16 protein-coding genes are annotated in these 22,621 nt (G+C 58.8%); 10 read left to right on the top strand and 6 right to left on the bottom strand.

The genetic code is table 11. The annotated features are described in order from the left end of the window. Positions 1–385: 385 nt before the first annotated feature. The gene (locus CKW15_RS07745; protein WP_095151981.1) at positions 386–892 is read left to right on the top strand and encodes a Bro-N domain-containing protein; all 507 of its coding nucleotides are present in this window, start codon (positions 386–388) and stop codon (positions 890–892) included. A gap of 300 nt (positions 893–1,192) precedes the next feature. Here CKW15_RS07745 and CKW15_RS07735 read toward each other — a convergent pair whose 3' ends face one another. Further along, positions 1,193–1,378 (bottom strand): hypothetical protein, encoded by a 186-nt coding sequence (locus tag CKW15_RS07735; RefSeq protein ID WP_095058665.1) that lies wholly within the window; start codon positions 1,376–1,378, stop codon positions 1,193–1,195. 415 nt (positions 1,379–1,793) lie between these two features. Here CKW15_RS07735 and CKW15_RS07730 point away from each other — a divergent pair, with 415 nt between their 5' ends. The 8 genes from CKW15_RS07730 (at position 1,794) to CKW15_RS07695 (ending at position 15,828) form a co-directional block, all read left to right on the top strand. After that, positions 1,794–3,419 carry a glucan biosynthesis protein D gene (locus CKW15_RS07730; RefSeq protein WP_095151979.1) on the top strand — a complete coding sequence of 542 codons (1,626 nt, stop codon included), beginning with the start codon at positions 1,794–1,796 and terminating at the stop codon, positions 3,417–3,419. Positions 3,420–3,785: 366 nt separating this feature from the next. Next, positions 3,786–4,700: a glutamate/aspartate ABC transporter substrate-binding protein gene (locus CKW15_RS07725; RefSeq protein ID WP_095058663.1), complete on the top strand. Its 915-nt coding sequence runs from the start codon at positions 3,786–3,788 to the stop codon at positions 4,698–4,700. 194 nt (positions 4,701–4,894) lie between these two features. Continuing rightward, positions 4,895–5,641, top strand: a complete 747-nt coding sequence (locus tag CKW15_RS07720) for an amino acid ABC transporter permease (protein ID WP_053162189.1) — start codon at positions 4,895–4,897, stop codon at positions 5,639–5,641. After that, positions 5,641–6,312, top strand: coding sequence for an amino acid ABC transporter permease (locus CKW15_RS07715; RefSeq protein WP_095058662.1), 672 nt, complete (start codon positions 5,641–5,643; stop codon positions 6,310–6,312). The genes CKW15_RS07720 and CKW15_RS07715 overlap by 1 nt, the downstream gene beginning before the upstream one ends. Then, positions 6,309–7,043, top strand: a complete 735-nt coding sequence (locus tag CKW15_RS07710) for an amino acid ABC transporter ATP-binding protein (protein WP_007975082.1) — start codon at positions 6,309–6,311, stop codon at positions 7,041–7,043. The genes CKW15_RS07715 and CKW15_RS07710 overlap by 4 nt, the downstream gene beginning before the upstream one ends. Before the next feature lie 156 nt (positions 7,044–7,199). Next, positions 7,200–9,095: a sensor histidine kinase gene (locus tag CKW15_RS07705; protein WP_095058661.1), complete on the top strand. Its 1,896-nt coding sequence runs from the start codon at positions 7,200–7,202 to the stop codon at positions 9,093–9,095. Further along, a complete protein-coding gene (locus CKW15_RS07700) occupies positions 9,092–10,420 on the top strand; it encodes a sigma-54 dependent transcriptional regulator (RefSeq protein WP_095058660.1) in 1,329 nt (442 codons plus the stop codon). The genes CKW15_RS07705 and CKW15_RS07700 overlap by 4 nt, the downstream gene beginning before the upstream one ends. A 158-nt stretch (positions 10,421–10,578) precedes the next feature. Continuing rightward, positions 10,579–15,828 (top strand): dermonecrotic toxin domain-containing protein, encoded by a 5,250-nt coding sequence (locus CKW15_RS07695; protein ID WP_095151978.1) that lies wholly within the window; start codon positions 10,579–10,581, stop codon positions 15,826–15,828. 44 nt (positions 15,829–15,872) lie between these two features. Here the strand turns inward: CKW15_RS07695 and CKW15_RS07690 are convergent, their stop codons facing one another. The 3 genes from CKW15_RS07690 to metE all read right to left on the bottom strand — a co-directional run bounded on the left by CKW15_RS07690 (position 15,873) and on the right by metE (position 20,277). After that, positions 15,873–16,538: a DsbA family oxidoreductase gene (locus CKW15_RS07690; protein WP_095151977.1), complete on the bottom strand. Its 666-nt coding sequence runs from the start codon at positions 16,536–16,538 to the stop codon at positions 15,873–15,875. A 181-nt stretch (positions 16,539–16,719) separates the two neighbouring features. After that, positions 16,720–17,754 carry an alpha/beta hydrolase gene (locus tag CKW15_RS07685; RefSeq protein WP_095151976.1) on the bottom strand — a complete coding sequence of 345 codons (1,035 nt, stop codon included), beginning with the start codon at positions 17,752–17,754 and terminating at the stop codon, positions 16,720–16,722. Positions 17,755–17,964: 210 nt separating this feature from the next. Continuing rightward, on the bottom strand, positions 17,965–20,277 hold the full coding sequence (metE, locus tag CKW15_RS07680) for a 5-methyltetrahydropteroyltriglutamate--homocysteine S-methyltransferase (RefSeq protein WP_095151975.1): 2,313 nt from the start codon (positions 20,275–20,277) through the stop codon (positions 17,965–17,967). Positions 20,278–20,385: 108 nt separating this feature from the next. Here metE and metR point away from each other — a divergent pair, with 108 nt between their 5' ends. Then, positions 20,386–21,303: a transcriptional regulator MetR gene (gene metR, locus CKW15_RS07675; RefSeq protein WP_095058655.1), complete on the top strand. Its 918-nt coding sequence runs from the start codon at positions 20,386–20,388 to the stop codon at positions 21,301–21,303. A gap of 120 nt (positions 21,304–21,423) precedes the next feature. Here metR and CKW15_RS07670 read toward each other — a convergent pair whose 3' ends face one another. Next, positions 21,424–22,062 (bottom strand): LysE family translocator, encoded by a 639-nt coding sequence (locus tag CKW15_RS07670; protein ID WP_095151974.1) that lies wholly within the window; start codon positions 22,060–22,062, stop codon positions 21,424–21,426. A gap of 22 nt (positions 22,063–22,084) precedes the next feature. Beyond that, on the bottom strand, positions 22,085–22,519 hold the full coding sequence (locus tag CKW15_RS07665; protein ID WP_095151973.1) for an NUDIX domain-containing protein: 435 nt from the start codon (positions 22,517–22,519) through the stop codon (positions 22,085–22,087). Between the last annotated feature and the right edge of the window lie 102 nt (positions 22,520–22,621).

The following is a 22,621-nucleotide window of genomic DNA, read 5'->3' as shown; positions in this document are numbered from 1 at the left end:
CCTCAGGTGCCGCTTCTCTGTAGCAAGTGCAAAAACAGGAAATTCCTACAGACGCAACCTTCCTGAAAAACCCTCGATTCCTACGACACGCGTCGCCAGAGTAGACTTGGCGCCGCGAGTGCCTGACCGATAGGCTTTGTTCCGTCGCTGCCAAATCAGCGGCCCGGAGTCGAAGCCGGAACAAGTCAAAACGGTGCTCGTGTGCCCCCATAGGACTGTGGCTGCTTTATGCCTTCAGTTCTGCATTATGGCGGGCCGTGTGGCGCGGGCCTTTCGGCTTCCGTTTTGACCTGGAAGTGTCCCGACTTCGAACGCCACTCGGTCCGCCACCCAACCCGTCGAAGGGTTGGGGGCGACTTTCCAAGTCAAAACGGAAAATCACGCCATGCCAATGCACTTTCAAGACTCGCCCCTTCCTTATTTCACTCCCACCGTCTTTACCCGCCACAACCGTTTCCTCCACGCCTTCATGCAAGACAACCAAGCCTGGTTCTGCGCCCAGGACCTTGGTCGCCTGATGGGCAAACCACTCAATGAACGCCTCACCTTGAAACTCGACCCCGATCAGCGTCGCAGCGTCTGGCTCCGCAAGGACGGCAAAACGGTCGAAACACTGATGATCAGTGAGTCAGGCATGTACGCCTTGCTGGTTCACCACTTCGTCCCGGAAAACCGCAACCTGCGCCAATGGCTGAGCAACGAAGTCATCCCCTCGCTACGTGATGCGAAATCAGCGCCTGTGGAAAACCTGCCAAGCCTGAGCTCTCTGAATTGGGCCGGAGTCTCGGTGCCTTTGCTGCATTACCAACATCACGCCTGGGTCAAATGGCGTGACATGCCTGAGTTGATGCAGGTGCAGCGTCCCTTCCCAATTGCTGGCACTTGTCGTTGAAGGAATAAAGCGAGCTGAAAAAAGGGACAGACTTCACAGTCCGTCCCTTAGGTTTGAATCCTTTCAATTGATTGTCCTGCTGAATGAGTTATATCCATATGAACGAAACTCGCAGCGTCAAGCGAGACATCGAAATGATTCCATGTGATACCTCGTTTGCAGAGACGTATCTCCATAAGCTCGACCAGCAAGCAGTCCTCCAGCAAGAAATTGACGCTGGCATAGCCGACGCTGACGCGGACAGGTTAACCAGCCTGGCCACCGTGAAGGCCAAATGGCTCTCACGGTGACCAGCTGAGATCAAAACCGCGAAACACTCCTCATCGCATCCACCAGATACCTCATCGCGATCCGGTCGCTTTCCGACAGTTCCCGATAGCGCTCCACCAGTTTCAACTCTTCGGAATTCAATCGGCGCCTTCGCCGTCCCATGGCCAGGCACGGAAAGATTCCCAACATTTCAGTGATGCCTTGTACTTTCGACATGGACGATGTCCTTCTCTACGTCAAAGAAAACTTAAGAAACCGCATCGCCCTCACCCTTTTTCAGCAGCGCCTCGTGCCAACTGAACCGCACCGGCCCGAAGGGCATAAACCGGTCATGTACACAGGATAGAAATAATCCGGGCGCTGAAAAGTGGTTTTTAGAGTAATTAGTCGAAAAAAGCAGAAATGCCCTGTAATTCAGAAGACGCTGTCGGAAATCTTTCCCGACACTTCTTGTTTCATTCCAGCGCCAGCGTCTTGCCACCAATCAATTTTGCTCTGCAATCGAACGGTTTAAGCTGTTGGGCATCTGTTTAAAAGTCCGTTGTGTTTGGCCGAAGGCATGTCCGAACCGATATTTCTGATCCAGCACGTGCCAGGAACGGCGCGGGATTGTTCACGACAGGTTGTATTTATGCATCGCAGGAATTTGCTCAAAGCGTCCATGGCCATTGCGGCTTACACCGGTCTTTCGGCCACCGGTCTGCTGGCCGCCCGGGCCTGGGCCGCGTCTGACACCGCCGATGGCGAGGCCAAGGCCTTTGATTTCGAAGCGCTGAAAGTGCAGGCCAAGCAACTGGCCAGCAATCGCTATCAGGACACCAAACAGGTGCTGCCGCCGACGCTGGCGACCATGACCCCGCAGAACTTCAATGCGATCCGCTACGACGGCAATCATTCGTTGTGGAAGGACCTCAAGGGCCAACTGGACGTGCAGTTCTTCCACGTCGGCATGGGTTTCAAGCAACCGGTGCGCATGTACAGCGTCGATCCGAAAACCCGGATGGCCCGCGAGGTGCATTTCCGTCCTTCGCTGTTCAACTATGAAAACACCACGGTCGATACCGCGCAGCTCAAGGGTGACTTGGGTTTCTCGGGTTTCAAACTGTTCAAGGCCCCGGAGCTGGACAAGCACGATGTGGTGTCCTTCCTCGGCGCCAGCTATTTCCGTGCGGTGGACGCCACTGGCCAATATGGCCTGTCGGCTCGTGGCCTGGCCATCGACACTTACGCCAAGAAGCGTGAAGAATTCCCCGATTTCACCAAGTTCTGGTTCGAGACGCCGGACAAGAACAGCACCCGCTTCGTGGTCTACGCCCTGCTCGACTCGCCGAGTGCCACCGGCGCTTATCGCTTTGATATCGATTGCCAGGCCGAACGCGTGGTGATGGAGGTCGACGCCCACGTCAATGCGCGTACTGCCATCGATCAACTGGGCATCGCGCCGATGACCAGCATGTTCAGCTGCGGCACCCACGAGCGCCGGATGTGCGACACCATTCACCCGCAAATCCATGACTCGGATCGACTGGCCATGTGGCGCGGCAACGGCGAGTGGATCTGCCGCCCGCTGAACAACCCGGCCACGTTGCAGTTCAACGCTTTCGCCGACAAAGACCCGAAAGGCTTCGGCCTGGTGCAGACCGATCACGAATTCGCCAGCTATCAGGACACGGTCGACTGGTACAGCCGCCGTCCGAGCCTGTGGGTCGAGCCCACCACCGCGTGGGGCGAAGGCTCGATCGACCTGCTGGAAATCCCTACCACCGGCGAAACCATGGACAACATCGTCGCCTTCTGGACACCGAAAAAACCGGTGGCCGCCGGCGATTCGCTGAACTACGGCTACAAGCTCTACTGGAGCGCATTGCCGCCGGTCAGCACGCCACTGGCGCGGGTGCAGGCGACCCGTTCGGGGATGGGCGGTTTCACCGAGGGCTGGGCGCCGGGCGAACACTATCCACCGGTCTGGGCGCGACGCTTTGCCGTGGACTTCAACGGCGGCGGCCTGGACCGCCTGCCGGAAGGGACGGGCATCGAGCCGGTCGTGACCTGCTCGAACGGCGAGGTCAAGGATTTCAGCATTCTGAAACTCGACGACATCAAGGGCTACCGCATCCTGTTTGACTGGTACCCGACCAACGACAGCGTCGAGCCCGTCGAGCTGCGTCTGTTCATCCGTACCAATGACCGCACGTTAAGTGAAACCTGGTTGTACCAGTACTTCCCGCCAGCGCCGGACAAACGCAAATATCCGTGACTGTCACCCCGTAGGAACCGGCTTGCTGCGAGCGGCGTTCCGACGATGGCGACCTCGAGAGCGCTATCGCCAGCAAGCCGGCTCCTACGAAAAGCAATGCATGACACGTCATCATTCGGTTTTCCGAACGCGACCTGCCGGTCGGTTCGGTTAACCGGATCTTTCAATCGGAATATCAGCGCCATAAAAATTTAATTTCCTTATTAATCAATGCTTTGACCATTTCAGACTGGTCTGGCACGAGTCATGCTCTACACTTCTTCGATGAATGACCTTTGCGCACACACTCAATAGCGCTCAGGTAGCTGCAGCACAAAAGGGCCGGTGAACTGGCTCCATAAAAAAAACAATGTCGAGGAAAATTTGATGCGCATCGTTCCCCATATCCTGGGCGCAGCCATTGCTGCCGCTCTGATCAGCACGCCAGTTTTCGCCGCCGAACTCACCGGCACCCTGAAGAAGATCAAAGAGTCCGGCACCATCACCCTGGGCCATCGCGACGCTTCCATTCCGTTTTCCTACATTGCAGACGCTTCCGGCAAACCGGTCGGCTACTCCCACGACATCCAGCTGAAAGTCGTCGAAGCCATCAAAAAAGACCTGGACATGCCCAACCTCCAGGTCAAATACAACCTGGTGACTTCGCAAACCCGTATCCCGCTGGTGCAGAACGGCACCGTGGACCTCGAGTGCGGTTCCACCACCAACAACGTCGAGCGTCAGCAGCAAGTTGACTTCTCCGTCGGCATCTTCGAAATCGGTACCCGTCTGCTGTCCAAGGCAGACTCCAAGTACAAGGATTTCGACGACCTGAAAGGCAAGAACGTCGTGACCACCGCTGGCACCACGTCCGAGCGCATCCTCAAGGCGATGAACGCCGACAAGCAGATGGGCATGAACGTCATCTCCGCCAAAGACCATGGCGAGTCCTTCCAGATGCTGGAAACCGGCCGTGCCGTGGCCTTCATGATGGACGACGCCCTGCTGGCCGGTGAAGCGGCCAAGGCCAAGAAAGCCAGTGACTGGGCCGTGACCGGCACGCCACAGTCGTACGAAATCTACGGCTGCATGGTGCGCAAAGGCGACGAGCCGTTCAAAAAGGCTGTGGATGACGCCATCAAGGCCACCTACGCATCGGGCGAGATCAACAAGATCTACGAAAAATGGTTCATGCAGCCAATCCCGCCAAAAGGCCTGAACCTGAACTTCCCGATGAGCGACGAGCTCAAGGCCCTTATCGCCAATCCGACTGATAAAGCGGCTGACGACAAGAAGTCCTGATTTCTGACTAACCTTATCTCCTGAGAGGGCCTGCGTCCTTTCAGGAGGTTGTCACTCCCTGCTGGCATTTCTGGAAACACTCGGACCGGTGGCTGTCGAGCCGATCGTGTGTGCCTGATCTTCAAGGTTCAGGCGGGAACGGAGCTTCCCCCAAGCGGGCATTTGTATATCGATCGATCTGAGGGGAGACCCTAATGAATTACAACTGGGACTGGGGCGTGTTCTTCAAGTCCACCGGCGTGGGCAGCGAGACCTATCTCGACTGGTACGTGACCGGTCTGGCGTGGACCATCGGCATCGCCATCGCGGCCTGGATCATCGCCCTGACACTGGGTTCGATCCTGGGCGTCATGCGTACCGTGCCGAACCGCATCGTATCGGGCATCGCCACCTGCTACGTCGAACTCTTCCGTAACGTGCCGCTGCTGGTTCAGCTGTTCATCTGGTACTTCCTGGTACCTGACCTGCTGCCGGCCGACTTGCAAGAGTGGTACAAGCAGGATCTGAACCCGACCACCTCGGCCTTCCTCAGCGTCGTCGTGTGCCTGGGCCTGTTCACTACCGCCCGCGTTTGCGAACAGGTGCGCACCGGTATCCAGGCGCTGCCAAAAGGCCAGGAATCCGCGGCCCGCGCCATGGGTTTCAAGCTGCCACAGATCTACTGGAACGTGCTGCTGCCCCAGGCCTACCGGATCATCATTCCGCCACTTACCTCGGAATTCCTGAACGTCTTCAAGAACACCTCCGTGGCCTCGCTGATCGGTTTGATGGAATTGCTCGCGCAAACCAAACAGACCGCCGAGTTCTCCGCCAACCTGTTCGAAGCCTTCACCCTGGCCACGCTGATCTACTTCACCCTGAACATGAGCCTGATGTTGCTGATGCGTCTGGTCGAGAAGAAAGTCGCCGTACCGGGCCTGATTTCCGTAGGGGGTAAATGATGGAATTCGACTTCTCGGGCATCATCCCGTCCCTGCCGGGTCTGTGGAACGGCATGGTCATGACCCTCAAGCTGATGGTCATGGGCGTGATCGGCGGGATCATCCTCGGCACTATCCTGGCGCTGTGCCGTCTGTCGCACAACAAACTGCTGTCGAACCTGGCCGGCGCCTACGTTAACTACTTCCGCTCGATCCCGTTGCTGCTGGTGATCACCTGGTTCTACCTGGCGGTACCCTTCGTGCTGCGCTGGATCACTGGCGAAGACACGCCGATCGGCGCGTTCGCCTCCTGCATCGTGGCGTTCATGATGTTCGAAGCGGCGTACTTCTGCGAAATCGTCCGTGCCGGTGTGCAGTCGATCCCCAAGGGCCAGATGGGCGCTGCCCAGGCGCTGGGCATGACGTACGGCCAGATGATGCGCCTGATCATCCTGCCGCAAGCGTTCCGCAAGATGACACCGCTGTTGCTGCAACAGAGCATCATCCTGTTTCAGGACACCTCGCTGGTCTACGCCGTCGGCCTGGTGGACTTCCTCAATGCTTCGCGCGCCAGTGGCGACATCATTGGCCGCTCCAATGAGTTCCTGATTTTCGCGGGTCTCGTGTACTTCATCATCAGCTTTTCCGCCTCGCTGCTGGTCAAGCGTCTGCAAAAAAGGTTCGCCGTATGATCTCTATCAAAAGCATCAACAAGTGGTATGGGGACTTCCAGGTACTGACTGATTGCAGCACCGAGGTCAAAAAAGGTGAAGTGATCGTGGTATGCGGGCCATCCGGTTCCGGCAAATCGACCCTGATCAAGTGCGTCAACGCGCTGGAACCGTTCCAGAAAGGCGACATCGTGGTCGACGGCACGTCCATCGCCGACCCGAAGACCAACCTGCCGAAACTGCGTTCGCGCGTGGGCATGGTGTTCCAGCATTTCGAGCTGTTCCCGCACCTGACCATCACCGAGAACCTGACCATCGCGCAGATCAAGGTGTTGGGCCGTAGCAAGGAAGAAGCCACCAAGAAAGGCCTGCAACTGCTCGAGCGCGTCGGTCTGTCGGCCCACGCCCACAAGCACCCGGGCCAACTGTCCGGTGGTCAACAACAGCGTGTGGCGATTGCCCGTGCGCTGGCGATGGACCCGATCGTCATGCTGTTCGACGAACCGACCTCGGCGCTCGACCCGGAAATGGTCAACGAAGTGCTGGACGTGATGGTGCAACTGGCCCACGAAGGCATGACCATGATGTGCGTGACCCACGAAATGGGCTTCGCCCGTAAAGTGGCCGACCGCGTGATCTTCATGGACGCCGGCAAGATCATCGAAGACTGCAAGAAAGAGGAGTTCTTCGGCGACATCAGCCACCGCGCCGAGCGTACACAGCACTTCCTCAACAAAATTCTGCAGCACTAAGAAACACACCGCTCCCTGTAGGAGCCAGCTTGCTGGCGATGGCGGTGGTCCAGACGACATCAATGTCCGGGACATCGTCATCGCCAGCAAGCCGGCTCCTACAAGGGTCGGCGGTGGCTTGCAGATTTGTGTGGTGGTTGACCCAAGGCATCTGTGATGAAATGCGACCCCAATCTTTATCGCGCAGCGCCGCCATCACTCGCCGTGAAACCCCGTCTTGTTCGACAGCTGTTCCTGCCGCCGCTGATCATCGCGCTGATGATCGGATTGGGTTACATCGGCTTCTGGGTCAGTGAGCGCTACGGCATCCGCAGCCTCAGCGAAAACGGCCAGCGTCAGCTTGAGCTGCACGCCCGCGCCGTCGAAAGCGAAATCAGCAAATACACCTACCTGCCCAGCCTGCTCGAACTCGAAACCAGTGTTTCGCAGTTGCTGGCCGACCCGACCCCGGAACACCGGCAAACGGTCAACGATTACCTCGAGGGCCTGAACCGGCGCAGCCGCAGTCGGGCCATCTACGTCATGGACACCACCGGTCGCGTCATGGCCACCAGCAACTGGCGCGACTTCGACAGTTATCTGGGTGAAGACCTGTCCTTCCGTGCCTATTTCCAGAGCGCCATACGCGGTCAGCCAGGACGCTTTTACGGCATTGGCAGCACCAACGGCGAGCCCGGTTACTACCTGGCCCATGGCCTGGAAGAACACGGCAAGATCATCGGCGTCGCCGTGGTCAAGGTTCGCCTCGAAGCCATGGAAGAACGCTGGCAGCGAGCGCGCCTGGAAGCCTTCGTCAGTGACGAGAACGGCATCATCATTCTCTCCAGCGATCCGGCCCGCCGCTTGAAGTCCGTGGTGCCGCTGAGCGATGAAACCAAAGAGAAACTGGCCCGTAGCCTGCAGTACTACTGGTTCCCGCTCAACGAACTGCAACCGCTGGCCCGGGAAACCCTGTCCGAGGGCGTGGAGAAACTGACTTTCCCGGCCAACAGCGAACTGGTGTCCGACGATGAGAACATCAGCTATCTGTCGCAAACCCGGCCGTTGAGCGACACGCCGTGGAATTTCACCCTGCTGACGCCGCTGCAGGATTTGCGCCGCGAAGCGATCAACCAAGGGATTCTGGTGGCGGTGGCGTTTGCCCTCCTCGCCTTTCTGTTGATCGCCTGGAATGAGCGGCGCAAGGTGATCGCCACCCGCTTAGCGGCCCGTGAAGCCTTGCAGGAAGCCAACAATCAACTGGAGCGTCGGATTACCGAACGCACCGTCGACCTGCGCGCCAGCAACGAACGGCTCAAGGGTCAGATCCGCGAACGGCGCCACGCCGAAGAGACTTTGCGCCACGCCCAGGATGAACTGGTGCAGGCCGGAAAACTCGCGGCCATCGGCCAGATGTCCACCAGCATCGCCCATGAACTGAACCAGCCGCTGGCGGCGCTGCGTACGCTGTCCGGCAACACCGTGCGCTTCCTCGAGCGCGGGCAACTGGACGTGGCCAGCACCAACCTCAAGACCATCAATGAACTGATCGACCGCATGGGCCGCATCACCGCGAGCCTGCGCTCCTTTGCGCGACGCGGTGACGACAAGGGCCAGGCTTGCCTGGGCAAAGGTGTTGACGCGGCACTGCAATTGCTCGATGGGCGGATGAAACACACCCATCTGCACCGTCATTTCGAAGCGGTGCAGGTCCGGATCGATCAAACTCGTCTTGAGCAGATTCTGGTCAACCTGATCGGCAACGCCCTCGATGCCATGCTGGCCCAGCCACAACCTGAGCTGTGGCTCGAAGGTGAAGAATTCGATGGCAAATACCGCCTGCGTGTTCGCGACAACGGCCACGGCATCGACGCCGAAACGCGCAAGCATCTGTTCGAACCGTTTTTCACCACCAAACCCGGCGAACAAGGCCTGGGCCTTGGCCTGACCCTTTCGGCGAGCCTGGCCGCCGCCACCGGTGGACACCTGGGTGTCGAGCACCCGGCCAGTGGCGGTACCGCATTCGTCCTCAGTTTACCGTTGGTAAGCCCCACTCCCGCGAAGCCAATATGAACAACGACCTTAGTGTATTGATCGTCGAAGACGATCCCCATGTGCTGCTCGGCTGCCAACAGGCGCTGACCCTGGAAGACATTCCCTGCATTGGCGTGGGCAGTGCCGAAGAAGCCCTTGAGCGCGTCGGCGACAACTTTGCCGGCATCGTCATCAGCGACATTCGCTTGCCGGGCATCGATGGCCTGGAACTGCTCGGCCGGCTCAAGGAGCGTGATCGCAGCCTGCCGGTGGTGCTGATTACCGGCCACGGCGACATTTCCATGGCCGTCGGCGCGATGCAGAAAGGCGCCTACGATTTCATGGAGAAACCGTTTTCTCCGGAACGTCTGGTGGACGTGGCCCGTCGTGCCCTGGAACAACGCAGCCTGGCGCGGGAAGTCTCGTCCCTGCGGCGGCAATTGGCCGAGCGCGACTCGCTCGAAGGCCGGATCATCGGCCGTTCACCGGCCATGCAGAAACTGCGCGAGTTGATCGCCAACGTCGCCGACACCTCGGCCAACGTCTTGATCGAAGGCGAAACCGGCACCGGCAAAGAACTGGTCGCCCGCTGCCTGCACGATTTCAGTCGCCGCCACAGCAAACAGTTCGTCGCGTTGAACTGCGGCGGCCTGCCGGAAAACCTGTTCGAAAGCGAAATTTTCGGCCACGAAGCCAACGCCTTCACCGGCGCCGGCAAACGGCGGATCGGCAAGATCGAACACGCCGACGGCGGCACGCTGTTCCTCGACGAAGTGGAAAGCATGCCCCTGCCCTTGCAGATCAAATTGCTGCGGGTGTTGCAGGAGCGCACCCTCGAACGCCTCGGCTCGAACCAGAGCGTAGCGGTGGATTGCCGAGTGATTGCCGCGACCAAGTCAGACCTCGACGAATCGAGCAAGGCCGGCGAGTTCCGCAGCGATCTGTATTACCGCCTCAACGTGGTGACCCTGGAACTGCCGCCGCTGCGCGAGCGTCGCGAAGACATCCTGCAACTGTTCGAGTATTTCTTGCAGCAGTCGTCCCTGCGCTTCGACCGGATCGCACCGGAGCTGGACAACCAGACCGTGTCGAACCTGATGAGCCACGACTGGCCGGGCAACGTGCGCGAACTGCGCAACGTCGCCGAGCGTTTTGCCCTGGGCCTGCCGGCGTTCAAAAAGCCCGGTGCTGGCGGCAGCACTCATGGCCTGGCCTTCGCCGAAGCGGTGGAAGCGTTCGAACGCAATTTGCTCGGCGATGCCTTGCAACGCAGCGGCGGCAACCTCACGCAAGCGAGCCAGGAACTGGGCATGGCCAAGACCACTCTGTTCGACAAGGTAAAGAAGTACGGGTTGAGTCACTGAACGAGCGGATTCTCAACGCACCGTATTCACGCCACAGTGGCCGTCATGAATTGATCCACACCCCATAACTATGTACCGCCAGCACTGAAAGCGTCGCTCTTCTAATGACAGCAACGCCGGGGTTTCCCGGCCTTCCTGTCATTTGGAGCCTCCACATCATGCTTGACTCCGTTCACCCAGCGCCGGTCGACTTCGACCTCCTGCCCTCCCTCGAATCGCCTCCCACCGACCACTGCCTGTTCCTCATCGCCTGCGAACGCCTGGAGGACAGTCGCCGACGCATGCTCGAACTCGTGGCGCAACGCCATACGGACATCGAGCCCCCGCGCATCGACGCGTACTGGCGTGAGCGCGCCCCCGGCACAGCGGTGTCGCGAAAGGATCTGGCTAGCGAATTGTACCGCCAGCATTTCGAAGCAGCCTGTCAGCTGGCTTTTGCCGAGGGACGTCTGAATGTCGAGCAGATGAACGTGCTGCTGGCCATCATCGATCCACCAACCGAAGGCCTGAGGCTTGGCGACCGTACAATCTATGCCGAACAGTTGGCCCTGCAACGGGCTGACAATTCTCGCGCAATATCCGGTGCACTCGTCATCACGGTCGATATGGATCAACCCGTCACCCAGTTTTTGTATTTGCCTGCCCAGCAACCGGCATTAACGGTTTTTGAACAGCGCAGCCAGATGGAAACCTGGCTGCTGCAATATCAGCACCTTGCCGTCGTCTCAACGCAACACGAACAGGTGTTGGTTCACTACACCGCGCTGACTGATTCGCCATTGACGGCGGGGGTCGAACAACTGATTGCGAGCCCGGCGGTGACACTTCTGTCTGGCGCGCCTCCTGCACCACTCGCAGACAGTAAAGAGGTGGAGCCACTCGACGAGACGATCTCACTCTTTGGACTGCTGAACCCGGATATCCCCTTGAGCACCCGCAGACTCAGCCTGGCCCGGCAACGAACGGCGATAGAAGCCCTTTTTCGAGACAGCCTGTGGAATGTCACAGATGACCCCCGCCAGCTGAAATTCAAACAGTCGCTCGATGCGCTGGCAGCAGCCGAACAGGCCAGCCAATCGGCTGCTTCCAGGCTGCTGAATGCCAGGGATGGTCTGCGCATGCTCGAATTGCGGCAAAAACCCAATGAACATTACAGCGCCCTATATCAGGCGCGGTTGGCGGGCCTGCGCGCCGAATCGGACATCCAGTTGTTGTTGAGTCAGATCAGCACCGAGGAGCACGGGATGCTTCAGGCGATTCTCGATCATTCGGATAAAACGCAACGTAGTGCGCCGGTGGTGGTTTTCAGCCTGACCCTCACCTGCCTGAACCACGAGGGAGAAAACACACAACTGCAATCGCGGGAGCTGGAAGGTGTATTGCTCATCGCCCATCCCTCCCTCCTGATTCCCTCCTCTGCACCGCAAAGCCTGCTGCTCTACTGGCCGGGTGAGCTCGGTGGTTTGCAGCGTTTTGCTTCACTGTCGGCGCTGGAGCGCGAGCTGTTCAAGATCACGCCCAATGACAGCGAGCGGGCGCTGCAGCTTTCGGAACAAACGTCAGACCCGTTCGAGCAAAGCCTGCAAAGTCAGCTCTACGCGTGCGAACAATTGGCGGCCAAGGTGATTGCCGACAACCCGGTACCCGCCCGCGCGCAGCACCGTCTGGCGCAAATGGAAAAGTTACGAGAACAAACTCTCACCGACCTGTGCGTTGCGACGCATGCGGCCCGAGACCAGGCCTACAGCCAGATTGTCGAGCAACATCACAGCGGTGTACTGGCGCAAAAACGCCCGCAATGGCTATCCACCCTGACAGACGCGCAGCGCGTTCGACTCAAGGCCATGACCCAGGCTTTCATCGCCGCGATGAAACGGTCTCAGGCGTTACTGGAACGCGAGTTGCCACATCGCAAGGACTTCATCGAAAAGCGCACGGCGGCTCGCCTGCGCCAGGACTTCTCGCTCGAACGTGACTTCGAGATAAAACTGGATCTGCCGGATTCGACCAGTTGGCGCAAAGTAGTCACCGACGGCGCGGCACCAGGCACTCCTCAGGAGCATATTCTGATTCCCAGCAAGAACCGCAGCACCGTATCCATCGCCGAGTTTGTGCTGAACAACATCGACCAATCGACATGGGACAGGTTGGGTTTCATGAAGGTTCTGGTTCAAGCGGACGACCCGATCGAGCGGCACATTCTGCAGACCGGCATCAAACAGCATTACTTGCGCGAAATCGTGCCTGATCTGAACCTGGCGCAAAAGTATGAGGACCTGATCTTCAGTACGTTCATGGGCGCTTCAACGGCCCCGGCGTTCGACAATGCCTATCGCCGCGAATGCCTGATCGAACCCTGGCGCCTGATGCTCAAACTGCAAGGCGAATGCGCCCTCGCACAACGACAGATCAATGCGAAGGGCCGCCAGATACTCGACATCGCCATTGACGCCGACAGTCGCCAAGCCTATGCCATCAATGGCATGAACATTTCACTGCTGCCAGTGAGCCTGACCGTCGGTGGTGCGGATACCCATCAGGAAGGCCCTGCCGGCTTGGCCGGTATCACTTTCATTCATGAACTGAATTCAGGTCTCACCCTGCTTTATCTGCCCGACAGTCCCGACGGCCAACTCCTCAGGCAATACACCAGCCTGGAACATGCCCGGCGCAGCCTGTTCAATCTGTGCCAGCAGACGTCCATGGTCGAATACCTGGCGGGACGCACCTTGCATGGCGACTTTGCGCGTCATGTCAGCCGTATCAACCAGTCAGTGCTGCGGCATTTCGATGCGTTGATCGGGGTCGGCCTGGCTTGGCCAGTGACAACATCGTTGGCAGCCCATCTGCTCAATACGCACATGGGTCGTTTGATCGAGGCCCATCGCTCGACTTCGCGGTCCAACAGGAAGCTGGCGCTGGAACACCATGCGCTGGCGTCCGGTGTGATGCTCAACTATCTGAAAATGGCGCTGGGGATGGTGCCCTTCGTCGGCAGCGCCATCGCTCTTTATGACGCCTGGGACAGCGCCAACCTGAGCGTTGCCGCGTTTTTGCGGGGTGATGTCGGCAACGGACTGGCGCAACTCGAATCGGTGTTGCTGTCACTGATCGACGCCGCAATGGACATACTGCCGGGTGGGAATGCCGCCCCCTCCGCCGCTCGCTCGCTCACCCGGCAGCGGCAACTGTCAGGGCTGGCGAGGAAGGCCGGTACGTTATCCCCCACTACGAAACGAAAGGCCCTGCGCACCGCAGAACGTTTCCAGGGTTACGAATATGAGCACGACCTTTCACTGAGCAATATTCGCCCTGGCAGCAGCGGCCTGTATCGCAACGTGTATCGCCATGAACTCGGCGATTTCATCGTCAGTCAGGGTCGGATCTATCGTGTTGAGCAGAGCGGCAATCCGTCATTTTGGCGCTTGAGCGGCAGCCGCAGCAGAAGCTACAAACAACCCATCGCTCTTGATGAAAACGGTAACTGGAATACGCATTTCGCCGTTTATGGCACGCTGATCGAAGGTGGCGGGCTCGGCGGTGGCGGGGTTCTCGGCCATCATCTGGCCGAGGGCCTCGACCCGCTCTGGCCCGCCGCGATCCGGCGATGGCTGCCGCGTTGGTGGACGGACGCGACATTTCGGCATCGACTGAGGCTGGTCAATTCCGTGGATGCGGACATGCGCCGACTGCAAACGCAAAGAACTGAAATCGAAGCCGAAATCATCGTTTACGAAACAAAAAAACCTGAAGCGCGCCGCGCTCTTCAGCCGGCACTGGAACGCAAATACGTCGACCAGATCGAGCTGGCGGAATCGAACTTCCAGGAATTGAACGAACTATTGCCCCTGACCAGTGGTGAAAATCACACCAAAGTCCAAAAGCTCCGAAGCTTCTGCGCGCAAACCATCTTTGATCGCACGTTAGACCGATTGCAGTTTGCCTTCGCGCGAATTGATTGGCGACTGGAGGAGATTAGTGACCTCCTCAAACTCACGGACGCCACCCCCGCCCACGAAACCCGCCAACATCTGGCCCTGCTGCAAAAACGAAAAGACATCCGCAAGCTCATCATGTTCGAGTTCGAGCAACGAGACCTGTATATCGAACGCCTTAGTGTCTGGAAGGAAAAAATACCCGGCAAGGCGTTGAAAACGGACACGACCAAAGTTGTGCAAGACTTGACCAGCGCTGATCGTGCCGCAACCGTCAGCTACCTTAAAACGGCACATGCCGTGAGAATCATCAACCGGTACGATGTTGTCAGTGATGAGTCCTGGTTCTTTTTTTATGTTCACCACTTGAAGGCACGCGACCACGTCGAACGCGCCCTGCGTACTCAATCCGATCTGCGCAGCGTAGTGAGCAATGTAAACCAGCACAACGCAATCCTTGAAGATTGCCTTGAGGCGTATGCGAAGTTTCGTCGACATCTGATGGCGGCGAATACGGGTTATTCCGAGTATATGGACGCCGGACAGGTCGCGATATTTCTCGGCTATCTTGCAGAGATGGAAGAGTATGCCCGCCGAGCCATCAAAAAACGTCCGGCAATCTCCAACACAAAATCTGCCCGCAAACTGTTCAAGACCGAGGACGACCAGTGGCTGATGGGGAAAGAAGTGGAGGCGTCTGAAACCGCCCCCAAGCATTTCGAGGTTGAAGGTATCGAAGGGCCCGTAGAAAGATGGCTGCCGCATCCCGACGGCAAATACCGTCTCTACCAACCCACCGTTTCTTCACCCGAGACGCCAACCGTGATCAACGTGAAACCCTGGCTGGCAGAAGCCGAAAATCGTCTCGATTCACAGGATGCCTATCGCAGCAAGGTCGAGGAGTATGCCCGACAGAACATGCTGCCGATCAATCTTGAGCACCTGATGACCAGCGAGGCCGAACAGTTGCGTGCACGTGCCGAGCGAATCAAAGCTGTGAAGCCACAAGACCCTGTCATCACGCGATTGACCGACAAGGCCAGAGAGCTGAATGACGCGGGTCGTGCCCTGCGCATCAAACAAACCATGAACAGCCAGACCCCCACGCAACAGTATCTGGACTATCTGGTTGAAATGGGGCTCAAGGACCAGAAGCTCATCGAGATTCGCAAGGTCGGCGACCTGAAAGATTTGGGGCGTGGTACGAATCGTCTTCGCGACTATCTGCAGGAATACGAAGTGCTCGATCTGACGCAGCCTTCGCCCACCCCATTGTGGTACGCCCATTTTCACTACAACTCGGCAAAGTCGACATTCGATGACTTCGTCAAAGCCCATTTGAAGCTGCCGCAGCAACGTAATCTGGGATTGAAGTGGCAACAGGCACAGACTGACAGCGGCGCACAGGTTGAATCCATCTGGCGCGGCGACATTGGCAAGTTACTGGCCAACAAACACTTTGCCGATCTATAAACCGGTACCAGCGGGGCGCGCCCCGCTGACTTGACCGCAAACCATCAGTTGACCGTCCCACCGTTCGCTTCAGCCATGATCTGCCGGATCGCCCTGACGAAACTCTCGACAGGTTGCCCGCCCGTCACCGCGTACTGCCCATTGAACACAACGGTGGGCACCGAACTCACCCCGCGAGACAGCCATAGCTGTTCTTCCTCGCGGGTTTCGTGGGCGAATTCGTCGCACGCCAGTATCGCTTCGGCGCGCTGGTGGTTCAGTCCCACACTGGCGGCAATATTCGCCAATTGCTCAGGATCGGACGGATTGCCGCCATCAGTGAAATACGCTTTGAACAACGCTTCCTTGAGTTGCAATTGCATACCTTCGAGCCCCGCCCAGTACAGCAGGCGATGAGCGTCGAACGTGTTGTAGATTCGGCTGTTGCCGTCGGTGCGAAACGCGAATCCCAATTCAGCGCCACGCTCGCGGATCATTTCGCGGTTCTTTTTCGATTGCTCGGGTGATGAGCCGTACTTTTCGCTGATGTGCTCGGTGATGTTCTGCCCTTCAGGCCCCATCTTCGGGTTCAGTTCGAACGGCTGAAAACGGATCTCGGCGCGGACTTCGTCACGCAAGATGTGCAAGGCTTTGGTCAGCCCATACAAACCCACGACGCACCAGGGGCAGGACACGTCGCTGACGAAATCGATTTTCAATGCAGTACTCATCACCCACCTCGCACGCTGGAAATGCACCGGAAAACCTGCACGATACACCCCGGATTACGAGTACGCAGCAGTTCCCCTGTAGGAGCGAGCTTGCTCGCGATGGCGACACATCAGTCAACATCATCATCGACTGACATACCGCTATCGCGAGCAAGCTAGCTCCTACAGTTGATCTTTGGTGTTAGAGGAGGTTGTGATCGGCCACTGGATCGATCTGTGCCCAGTGTGACGTGTCTTCGCGGTGAGCCCGTAAATACGGCAACACGGCTGCGAGCAATGGCGCCTTGAATGCCTCTTGAAACCTGTGGGCCAACCCCGGAATCAACTTCAGCTCACTGCCACGCAGATGCGCCGCCAGGTGCACGCCATGCATCACCGGCAACAACGGGTCCGCCGTGCCGTGCACCACCAGCGCCGGTACCCGCAACTGGTTGAGCAACGCCACCCGGCTCGGTTCGGCCAGGATCGCCATGATCTGCCGCTTCACGCCTTCGGGATTGAATGCCCGGTCATAGGATTGCGCGGCCTGTTCGAGCAGGGCCTGGCGATCATCGCTGATCGTCGGGCTGCCCAGCGCCGCCAGCAGATCGGCCTGTTGCTCCAGGGCCACTTGCCGGTTCGGCGCACCACGTCGTGCCAGCAATTGCAGCAGCGCCGCACTCGGTGCGGGCAAGCCTTCGGCGCCAGAACTGCTCATGATCAGGGTCAGGCTCTCGACCCGTTGTGGCGCCATGGCAGCCATGTGCTGAGCGATCATGCCGCCCATGCTTGCGCCCAGCACGTGGAATTGCTCGATGTGCAAGGCGTCCATCAGGCCCAGGCCATCGTCGGCCATGTCGGTCAATGAATACGGGGCCGAAACCGGCAATCCGAGTTTGTAGCGCAGGACTTCGAAAGTCAGGTTGGCCTCAGCCGGTGCGTGCCGCCAGGTCGACAGGCCGACATCGCGGTTGTCGTAGCGAATCACCCGAAAACCTTGCTGACACAACGCAACGACCACTTCGTCGGGCCAGTGAATCAACTGCCCGCCGAGGCCCATTACCAGCAGCAGTGCCGGGTCCGATTCACGGCCGATGCTCTGGTACGCCAGGCTCACCTGAGGCAGATCGACCCGCTCGGTCGCCACATTGACGTCACAACGAGCGGCCGCAAAAGTCGGAAGGTTAAACAACAACGCGGCCAGAAAGGCCGCTGTCGATAAAAATCGTGCACACATGACAAAACACCGAAACGCAGAACCCCAGTAGAGCGCGAGTCTGATGATGTTTGTTCAAGCGCGCTGCCACAGTTCCATGACAGTTTGATGAAGAGTGCCGGGCGGTCATTTTTTAAGACCGCGTTATCGCTCATCGCGAGCAGGCTCGCTCCCACAGGGTCTGGCATACGCCGTTAAATTGTAGGAGCAAGCTTGCTCGCGATGGCGTCCTCAAGCCAGTTGACTACGCAACTGCCGCGCCGCCGCCACCATGTTCACCAGCGCCGCTTCCGTTTCCGGCCAGGCGCGGGTTTTCAGGCCGCAGTCGGGGTTGACCCACAAGCGTTCGGCGGGGATACGCTGCACAGCTTTGCTCATCAACTTGACCATCTCGGCCGTGTCCGGCACCCGCGGCGAGTGGATGTCGTAGACGCCGGGGCCGATGTCATTCGGGTAATCGAACGCTTTAAAGGCCTCCAGCAGTTCCATGTCCGAACGCGAGGTTTCGATGGTGATCACGTCGGCGTCCATGTCGGCGATGGCCTTGATCACATCGTTGAATTCGCTGTAGCACATGTGGGTGTGGATCTGGGTTTCGTCACGCACACCGCTGGCGCTCAGGCGGAACGCTTCCACCGCCCAATCCAGATATGCCTGCCATTGCGCCCGGCGTAGCGGAAGGCCTTCGCGAAATGCTGCCTCATCGATTTGCACAACCTTGATCCCCGCGGCTTCCAGATCCACCACTTCGTCACGCAAGGCCAAAGCCAATTGTTGCGCCTGGATTTTGCGCGACACATCTTCACGGGGGAACGACCACATCAGCATGGTCACGGGACCGGTGAGCATGCCTTTCATGACCTTGCCGGTCTGCTGCTGGGCGTAGGTGATCCAGTCGACGGTCATGGCCTTCGGACGGCTCAGATCACCGTAGATGATCGCCGGTTTGACGCAGCGCGAACCGTAGCTCTGCACCCAGCCGAAACGGGTAAACAGATAGCCGTCCAGTTGCTCGGCGAAGTACTCGACCATGTCGTTGCGTTCGGCTTCACCGTGTACCAGCACGTCCAGGCCCAGGCGCTCCTGGATCTGCACGGCGTGGCGAATTTCGTGGCGCATGGCGTCGTTGTAGTCGTTGGCCGACAACCTGCCTTGCTTGAACGCCTGACGGGCGAGACGGATCGAGCCCGTCTGTGGAAACGAGCCAATGGTGGTCGTCGGGAACGCAGGTAATTTCAAGCGCGCACGCTGCTGTTCGATGCGCAGGGCGAAGGGCGATTGACGCTGGCTGTCCCTGGCGCTGATCGCCTTGATCCGCGCCTGCACCTGGGCTTTGTGGATACGCGGCGACTGCGCGCGGCTGGCCTGGATGGCGCGGCTTTCAGACAACGCTTTCTGAACATGGGCGGCTTGCGGATCGTTCAGCGCATCGCGCAACACGGCAATTTCGCCACACTTCTGCACCGCAAACGCCAACCAGCTTTTCAGTTCCGGATCGAGGTGATCTTCACGGCGCAGATCCACCGGGCTGTGCAGCAGCGAACAGGAACTGCTGACCCACAGGTTGTCGCCAAACCGCTCCTGCGCCGGTTGCAGTTGCGCCAGCGCTTGCTCCAGTTCACAACGCCAGACGTTGCGGCCGTTGACCAAACCCACCGAAAGAATCTTGTAGGTCGGCAAACGATCCAGCACCTGGCCGAGTTGATCCGGCGCACGCACCGCGTCGATGTGCAGGCCTTGCACCGGCAGGCTCACGGCCAGGCCGAGGTTGTCTTCCAGGCCACTGAAGTAGGTCGCCACGAGTTTTTTCAGCGGCGAATACTGAAGGATGTGATAAGCGCGTTCGAACGCACTTTTCCACGCTTGCGGCAGGTCGAGGGTCAGGATCGGCTCGTCGATCTGCACCCATTCCACGCCTTGTGCAGCGAGGCGATTGAGGATTTCGTTGTACACCGGCAGCAGGTGTTCGAGCAGGTCGAGTTTGTCGAAATCGTTGCCCTTGGCCTTGCCCAGCCACAGATAGGTCAATGGACCGATGATCACCGGCTTGACGTTATGGCCCAAGGCTTTGGCTTCGTCGACTTCGTCGAACAGTTGTTCCCAGCTCAGTTTGAATTGCTGGTCAGCGCTGAACTCCGGGACCAGGTAGTGGTAGTTGGTGTCGAACCATTTGGTCAGTTCTTGTGCATATTGCGCTGTGCCGTGTTCGCCACCGCAGCAAGTCGATGTGGCGCCACGGGCCATGGCGAACAGGGTGGCGAGGGTCGGACGGCCATCGGCATCTTTAGTGTTGTCGAAACGCTCGGGGATCACGCCGAACGTCAGGGAATGGGTCAGCACTTGGTCGTACCAGGCAAAGTCCCCCACCGGCAGCAGGTCGATGTCGGCACCCTTCTGCAATTGCCAGTGCATGGCGCGCAATTGGCGGCCGACGCGATTCAGGCTGTCCTGATCAATGTCGCCCTTCCAGTAAGCTTCGAGGGCTTTTTTCAGTTCACGGTCGGCGCCGATGCGCGGGAAACCAAGGGTGTGGGCCAAAGCCATGGTGAGATGCTCCCTGTAAAAGATGGCGCTATTGTCGACAGCCAACCCAACATGAGACAAACTCAACCTTTTCGTGTTGATCACAAGTTTTCCTCATGGAGCTTCCCGGTGCTTGAAATCCGTCACCTCAAGACCCTGCACGCCTTGCGCGAAGCCGACAGCCTGGTGGACGCCGCCGACCGCCTGCACCTGACGCAGTCGGCCCTGTCCCACCAGTTCAAGGAACTGGAAGAGCGCATGGGCATGCAGCTGTTTGTGCGCAAGACCAAACCGGTGCGTTTCACCAGCGCCGGTTTGCGTCTGCTGCAACTGGCCGATGCCACCCTGCCGCTGCTGCGAGCGGCCGAGCGCGACATCAGCCGATTGGCTGGCGGCACTGCCGGGCGCCTGCACATGGCCATCGAATGCCACAGTTGCTTCCAATGGCTGATGCCGACCATCGACCAGTTCCGCGATGCCTGGCCGGAAGTCGAACTGGACCTGGCGTCGGGCTTCTCTTTCGCGCCGCTGCCGGCCCTGGCCCGGGGTGATCTGGACCTGGTGGTGACGTCCGACCCGGTGGATCTGGTTGGCATTACCTATGTGCCACTGTTCACCTATGAAGCGATGCTCGCGGTGGCCAACCAACACAAATTAGCGAGCAAGGCCTACATCGTTCCCGAAGATTTGCTCACCGAGACCTTGATCACTTACCCGGTAGAACGGGATCGCCTGGATATCTTCACCCGCTTCCTGGAGCCGGCCGACATCGAACCGGCCCAGGTCCGCACTTCGGAACTGACGGTGATGATGATGCAGTTGGTGGCCAGCGGTCGCGGCGTGTGCGGCATGCCCCATTGGGCGCTGCATGAATACAGTTCACGGGGTTATGTGAAGGCCAAGCGGCTGGGCGAGAAAGGCTTGTTTGCGACGCTGTATGCGGGGATCCGCGCCGACATGCTGGATGCGCCGTACATGCGCGATTTCCTGCTGACGGCCAAGGACACGTCATTCTCGACACTGGATGGTGTCAGCGCCGTTCGTTAAAGCAATACATCCCCCTGTAGGAGCGAGCTTGCTCGCGATAGCGGTCTGACATTCAACCTCTTCACTGACTGACACACCGCCATCGCGAGCAAGCTCGCTCCTACAGGGGATTGTGTCGGGTCAGGCCATGCGTTTTTGCTCAAGCATCAGGCGTACCGCCAGCGCCGACAGCACAAAACCCATGAGGTAACGCTGCATCGCCAGCCAGGTCGGGTTGTTGACGAACCACGAAGCAATGCCCGCGGCAAACACCGCGATCAGCAGATTAACGCTGAAACTGACGCTGATCTGGGTCAGGCCCAGGATGATGCTCTGGCTGAACACCGAACCGTGTTCAGGCGAGATGAACTGTGGAAATATCGAAAGATAGAACACCGCGATTTTCGGGTTCAACGCGCTGGTCAGAAACCCCATGGTGATCAGTTTGCGCGAGGAGTCCGGCGGTAACTGTTGCGCCTCGAACGGCGAACGCGCACCGGGTTTGACGGCCTGCCAGGCCAGCCACAACAGGTACAGCGCGCCAGTCCACTTCAACACTTCATACGCCATCGGCACCGCCAGGAACACCGCCGTCAAACCGGCCGCGGCAGCGAACAGATGTACGAAGAATCCCGCCACCACACCCAGCAACGAAATCACCCCGGCCTTGCGTCCCTGGCAGATCGAACGGGAGATCAGGTAGATCATGTTCGGCCCCGGCGTGAGCACCATCAGCAGTGCGGCAGCAGCGAAGATCAGCAAGTCCTGGAGCGGAATCATGGCGGTTCCTTGGCGTGGATGGTCAGGCGATCGCGGTCAGCGAAGCTCGATAAAACGGCAGAATCAGGTCCCGTGTCAATGGCGCCAGCGTGACACCACCGTCGCTGGCCGGGTCGATCCAGATCACCTCTTCGATTTCCGCCGCCGGGGTGACGCCTGCATCGATGGTCAGTTGAAAGATCTCTGCCTGAACGACAAATCCTGGCTCATTGGCGGCGGGGGCCGAGAACTGTCCGAGGAAAGTAGCCTGCGCCGGATCAATCTCCAGACCCAGCTCTTCTTCCAGCTCCCGGGCCAGTGCGTGAACCGGCAACTCATGGGCTTCGATCTTGCCACCCGGCTGCATGAACGCCTGCGTACCGCGCTTGCGCACCAACAGGGTTCGGCCATCGGGACCGATCAACAGGGCGGCGGCAATGCGGATAAGTCCAGTGGACTGCTCAGGAAACGTCGACATGGAAAAAGGCCTTAGACTCAAAACGGCAAGGATCACATGTCCGCCGCCCGCGAGCAAAGCGAACGGCCTCATCACAGACCTTCACATTGTTTAGGTTTCCTC

Origin of the sequence: Pseudomonas sp. Irchel s3b5 (assembly GCF_900187435.1) — a bacterium.
Taxonomy (GTDB): domain Bacteria; phylum Pseudomonadota; class Gammaproteobacteria; order Pseudomonadales; family Pseudomonadaceae; genus Aquipseudomonas.
The sequence above is the reverse complement of the archived record's forward strand: the minus strand, read 5'-3'. Positions and strand labels throughout refer to the sequence as shown.